The 5,541-nt window shown below is 66.0% G+C and carries 4 protein-coding genes and 1 tRNA gene; 3 read left to right on the top strand and 2 right to left on the bottom strand.

The annotated features are described in order from the left end of the window. Positions 1 to 1,724: MFS transporter (locus tag LzC2_RS20005; protein WP_206678824.1), on the top strand; the 1,724-nt coding region annotated here is incomplete at its 5' end. 104 nt (positions 1,725 to 1,828) lie between these two features. On the opposite strand, the gene LzC2_RS20000 is transcribed toward LzC2_RS20005, so the two are convergent. After that, on the bottom strand, positions 1,829 to 2,695 hold the full coding sequence (locus LzC2_RS20000; RefSeq protein ID WP_171189798.1) for a DUF1206 domain-containing protein: 867 nt from the start codon (positions 2,693 to 2,695) through the stop codon (positions 1,829 to 1,831). A 103-nt stretch (positions 2,696 to 2,798) separates the two neighbouring features. Here LzC2_RS20000 and LzC2_RS19995 point away from each other — a divergent pair, with 103 nt between their 5' ends. Both LzC2_RS19995 and rimK read left to right on the top strand, forming a co-directional pair. Then, entirely contained in the window at positions 2,799 to 3,767 is a 969-nt protein-coding gene (locus tag LzC2_RS19995) for a carbohydrate kinase family protein (protein ID WP_171189797.1), read from the top strand. 462 nt (positions 3,768 to 4,229) lie between these two features. Beyond that, the gene (gene rimK / locus LzC2_RS19990) at positions 4,230 to 5,135 is read left to right on the top strand and encodes a 30S ribosomal protein S6--L-glutamate ligase (protein WP_171189796.1); all 906 of its coding nucleotides are present in this window, start codon (positions 4,230 to 4,232) and stop codon (positions 5,133 to 5,135) included. Between the two features lie 68 nt (positions 5,136 to 5,203). On the opposite strand, the gene LzC2_RS19985 is transcribed toward rimK, so the two are convergent. Next, a tRNA-Gly gene (locus tag LzC2_RS19985) sits at positions 5,204 to 5,276 on the bottom strand. Positions 5,277 to 5,541: the final 265 nt, after the last annotated feature.

The raw sequence follows: 5,541 nt of genomic DNA, 5'->3' as shown, positions 1-5,541 counted from the left end.
CCAAGGCCCGCACGATAAACCCGAAGGCGGTCGTGATCAGGGCGGCGCCCGACTCCAACCGGCAGTTCCTGTTCTGGGCCTGCTTCGCCGCCCTGATCACGACCGCCTTCGGGTTTATCGTGCGGGCCTTGGTCATCGGCGAATGGGAGGCCGATTACGAACTGACGGAGACTCAGAAGGGCGAGATCTTCGGCGTCGGCCTCTGGCCCTTCGCGATCAGCATCATCCTGTTCAGCTTCGTGATCGATCGGATCGGGTACGGCACGGCGATGGTCTTCGCCTTCGCCTGCCACCTCCTCAGCGGGTTGGTGACGATTTTTGCGCCGGAGTATTTCTTCGAGAAGAACGGTCCCGAGGGCGCCTATTGGGCCCTGTACGCGGGGAACTTCATCGTGGCGTTGGGGAACGGGGCGGTGGAAGCGGTCATTAATCCGGTCGTCGCCACGATCTTCGCCAAGCAGAAAACGAAGTGGCTCTCGATCCTGCACGCCGGTTGGCCGGGCGGTCTCGTGCTGGGCGGCATCATCGTGCTGGGGATGGACGCCCTGCTGGGCACCGCCGCCGCGGACGGCGTCGAAGGGACGCCGGCCCCGTGGGAGTGGAAGGTCGCGTTGATCTTCCTGCCGCTCGCCCTGTACGGCGTGATGATGCTGTTCTGTAAGTTCCCGGTCTCGGAGCGGGTCGCCGCGGGCGTCAGCGATCGCGACATGCTGCGGGAACTTGGCTTCGGCGGTGCGTATATCGCGTCGGCGTTGATGAGCCTGGAACTGTTCCGCGTCTTCGGGATCTACGACCTGCTCGCGTCCGCGGGCATGGAGCTGGGCGACGCCGGCAAGGTCGCCGTGGCCCTCGCCTTCGCCGTCATTCCGGCCGCGGCCTTCGGAGCGGCGATCGGCTGGGCGTTCGGCAACAAGCTGCTCGTCTTCCTGCTGCTGGTGATGTGCCCGCTGGCCACCACCGAGCTGGGTACCGACAGCTGGATCGCCGACATCATGACCCCCGTGGTGAACGCCGCCTTCGACACGACCGTCGGCGGCGGACTCGTGTTGATCTACACCAGCTTCATCATGATGGTGCTGCGGTTCTTCGCCGGGCCGATCGTGCATTCCATCAGCCCGCTGGGCCTGCTGGCGGCCAGCAGCGCCGTGGCGGCGGTCGGGTTGGCGATGTTGGCCGGCGCCGATACCGCGGCCATCGTGTTCGTCGCCGCGACGGTCTACGGGTTCGGGAAGTCGTTCTTCTGGCCGACGATGCTGGGCGTCGTCGCGGAACAGGCGCCGCGGGGCGGAGCGCTCACGCTGAACGTCACCGGCGGCGTCGGCATGTTGGCGGTCGGCACCGTCGGGGCCGTCTTCACCGGCTACTTCTCCGAGGTGAATTCCGCCGACGCGCTGTTGGAGAGTCAGCCCGCGGTGCACGAACAGGTCGTCACCGAGAGCACCTGGGTCTTTGGCAGCCTCGACTCCATCGACCCGAAGATCGCCGACAAGTTGCCGGCCGACGAGAAAGCTGCCGTCTCCCAGGCGAAGGACGAGGGCAAACAAGCCGCGTTGATGGACGTCGCCCTGTTCCCGGTCCTGATGCTGATCGCCTACATCGGCCTGATCCTCTACTTCCGGTCCAAGGGCGGCTACGCGGCCGTCGAGCTGACGGAGGGGCACTCCGGTCCGGTGACGGAACGGGATGAGGAACTCGGCGGCGCCGTCCCCGGCCCCGTTCGCTGAGCGGGTCGAGGTGAGGGCGTCAAAGCGAACGACCGCCGCGGGCCTTCCGCGGCGGTCGTTTTATGCGCCGACGTCGGCTCAAGTCTCGGCAGGGGGGAGCGCCGTCAGACTTCGCCTTCGACGAAGCGGCGGTACTTCGCCCGACTGAAGCAGTAGAGGCCGTACAGCACGAAGCCGATCGCCAAGATCAGCAGCGCGATCCAACCCCACGAGTACGCCATCAGCGCCTCGAACGAACCTTCCAGTCCCTTCACTTCGCCGGAGTTTTGTCGCCAGCCGGCTCGCATGAGGAATAGTCCGATCAGCGAGAACGTGAAGCCGCGTGCGGCCAATCCGAGCACCCCGACCGGCCGCACGATCCGGCGTTCCACCTGGCTCATCTCGGTGTGCTCATAATCCTTCATGAACTTAGCGCTCCAGCTTCTGTAGAAGTGATGGAGGCCCACGCCGACGAAGATTGCGCCGGCGATCATGACGGGAATCCAACCGAACGGGACGCCCAGCATCAGCCCGGTCGCCTTCTCGGAGCCGGTGACGCCTTCCGCAGCGTCGCCGGCGTCCGGCACGCTGCCCCGCCAGGCGAACCATCCGGCCTGCACCGACATCACCAGATAGAACAGCCCGCTCACGGCGAACCCCAGGCGAATTGCCCATCCCTTCCATCCGTTCCCCTTCCCGCCGGGATCCAGAACCACCTGCATCACACGCCAGGCGACGTAGCACAGCAGGCCGACCGCGGTGACGCCGAGGATCACGCGACCGAACGGCGCCTCGATAATCGTCTGGAAGGCGTCTTCTTTTCCGGGAGGCGAGTTCCCGACCTCGAACGCGGCTTTCCCCGCCAGGATGCCGACCAAGCCGTAGACCAATCCCTTCGCCAAATATCCCACACGGGCGACATAGTCGAGCGTCGTGACCGTATCGCCTTCCGTCGCCGGGTTGAAGAAACGGCGGGGGATCAGAGAGGCCATGCGGGGGGCGGGGCTACGAGGCGGGTGACGGGCACGACCGTGTAGTCTATTCCCTCCGCCGCGGTCCCTGCCGTTTCCCCCGCCCCATTTTTCGCTCCGCCCGGTGCTGAACGCCCTCGCTGAAGATCGAACCGAAGCGTCGGCCCGGCGTTGCGTCCTCGGACTCGGCCTGACGGTCGTCGACCACCAACTGATCCTTCCCCAGTTGCCGGGGCCGGATCGAAAAACGACGGCCTCCGCGGCGCGGGTGCAGATCGGCGGCCCGGTGCCGACGGCCCTGGTCCAGTTGGCGAAACTGGGCGGCCCGGCGGGCACGCTGCTCTCCGCGTGGGGAGCCGACGCCGACGGCGCCGCAATCGAAGCAGATCTCGCCGCCGTCGGCTTATCTTTCGATCAGAAGGGTTGTCGCTCGGCGCCCCGGACGGGGTTCGCACAGATCTGGGTGGAAGAACGCACCGGTCGCCGATCGATCGCGGCTCTCCGTCCGGATGGAGCGGGCCTCACCGCGGAGGTCGCCACGGCCGCCGCACATGGGGCGGACCTGTTGCACACCGACGGTTGGCCGGGCGAGGCGGCCGTCGCCGCCTGCCGCGCGGTCAAAGCGGCGGGGGGAACCGTGAGCGTCGACCTGGGCGCCTCCGCGAAGCCGGAGGCGTTGATCGAGCTGGCGGACGTCCTGAACCTGCCTGCCCAGGCGTTGCGGCGACTCACCGACGATCACGATCCGGCGTTGGCGGCGATGTCGCTCTGCGCCCGCGGCCCGCGGTTGGTGACGATCACGAACGGATCGCGCGGTTGCTGGTTCGCGGCGCAGTCCGACGAGGGCGTCGAAAGCGGCTTCGTGCCGGCCTTCCCCGCAGAAGCCGTCGATACCTGCGGAGCCGGCGACGCCTTCTGCGGCGGGCTGTTGTTCGCCGTGCTGCACGATCTCCCCCCCGCGGCCGCCGTGCAGTTCGCGGCCGCGACCGCTTCGCTGAAGGTCCGCAGACTCGGGAACCGGGAGGCGTTGCCGGATTACGCCGCGGTCGCGGGGCTGCTCCGCGAGAATGAAAAAACCCCGGCCGCCCCCTGAAGAAGGGGACGGCCGGGGCCGGTACAGCTCGCCGGGCGAATGGTCGGTGATCCGCGAACGCTCAAATTCGTTCGCGGCCGAATCCCTTCGCCGTTGATCGTGCGTCGATCGTGGCGAGGAGGTGGCTGCCCGTATCGGACAACCCGCCGGTGGACCGCTAGGCGTCGCCACCTCGCTGGCTGTTACTGTCGTAGGACAGTCTGTCGGATGACATCGTGGACCACCTCCTTTCCGGAATTGAGTCTCCCGCTACTGACGGATCCAGGGACCGTCTCGTTCGCGGGCCGAGTGTACCGCCCCGCCGCGTCAGCGAGGCACTGGGGACATTCTGGCGAAGACCGGGGCGTCGGCAAGGCCGTTCTGACCGGTCCTTTCTATGTCCGGGCGCCGGATGTCGGACAATGATGTCGATACAGTCTTTCCGCACCTCTCTCACAACTCCCCGCGTCGCACCCCGTCCTCATGAAGATCGCCATTCTCTCCCGCGACGGCGGTCTGTATTCCACTCGACGTCTCCGCGACGCCGCTCGCGAACGCGGGCATGAGGTGCGCGTCGTGGATTATCTCCGGTGCTATATGGACATCACGTCCCACCGGCCGAGGGTGCTCTTCCAGGGCGAAGACCTGGTGGGAATCGATGCGGTCATCCCGCGGATCGGCGCTTCGCAAACGTTCTATGGAACGGCGGTCGTTCGTCAGTTCGAGATGATGAACGTCTTCCCCTGCAACGAATCAACCGCGATCAGCCGATCGCGCGACAAACTGCGCTGCCTGCAACTGCTCTCCCGAGCCGGAATCGGCCTCCCTGTGACGGGTTTCTCGAACTCCGCGAAGGACATCGGCGGGCTGATCGATCTTGTCGGCGGCGCCCCGCTGGTCGTCAAACTGCTGGAGGGCACCCAAGGCGTGGGCGTCGTGCTCGCTGAGAACCGCAAAGCCGCCGAAGCGGTCATCGAGGCGTTTCGCGGACTGAAGGCGGACATCCTCGTTCAGGAATTCATCAAGGAAGCCGGCGGCGCCGACTTACGTTGCTTCGTTGTCGGCGGTCGCGTGGTGGCCGCGATGCTCCGGCAAGGCGCCGAAGGCGAGTTCCGCAGCAACCTCCATCGCGGCGGACAGGCCGCCAAGGTCAAATTGACGCCTGAAGAACGCAGTACCGCGGTGCGATCCGCGAAAGAGATGGGGCTGAACGTCGCGGGCGTCGATTTGCTCCGCTCCAACCACGGCCCCGTGGTGATGGAGGTGAACTCTTCACCGGGACTCGAGGGCATCGAAGCGGCGACTGGAGTCGACGTCGCCGGCAAGATCATCGAATACCTAGAGAAAGCCGCTCCGAAAGGCACGGCGAAAGACAAAGCCAAAGGCTGAGTCGAGGTGCGAGCGGCGCAAAAAAAGACCGCCGCCTGTCCTTCGGACGGGCGGCCGTTTTTGCGAATAGCGGGTGACCGGATTCGAACCGGCGACATTCAGCTTGGGAAGCTGACGCTCTACCAGCTGAGCTACACCCGCGGCTGGATCGTCAATGTACAGAGACCCCTTTCAGACGCAAGCGGTTCGGGCGCCGGGCAGGCCGCCGACGGCTTGAAGGCAGCCGCAATTCTACGGGCTGACACAGTGAGCGGACCCCAGCAAGCCCGAAGCAATGCATGGGGTAGATACAAAAAGAGACGCCCCCGAGCTTTGGGCTCGGGGGCGTCGGAGACCGGCGACACCTACTTTCGCACTTGTGGGCACTATCATCGGTCCCGTGAGCTTAACGGTCGTGTTCGGAATG

Origin of the sequence: Alienimonas chondri, assembly GCF_013036045.1 — a bacterium.
In the GTDB taxonomy this organism is placed as follows: domain Bacteria; phylum Planctomycetota; class Planctomycetia; order Planctomycetales; family Planctomycetaceae; genus Alienimonas; species Alienimonas chondri.
The sequence above is the reverse complement of the archived record's forward strand: the minus strand, read 5'-3'. Positions and strand labels throughout refer to the sequence as shown.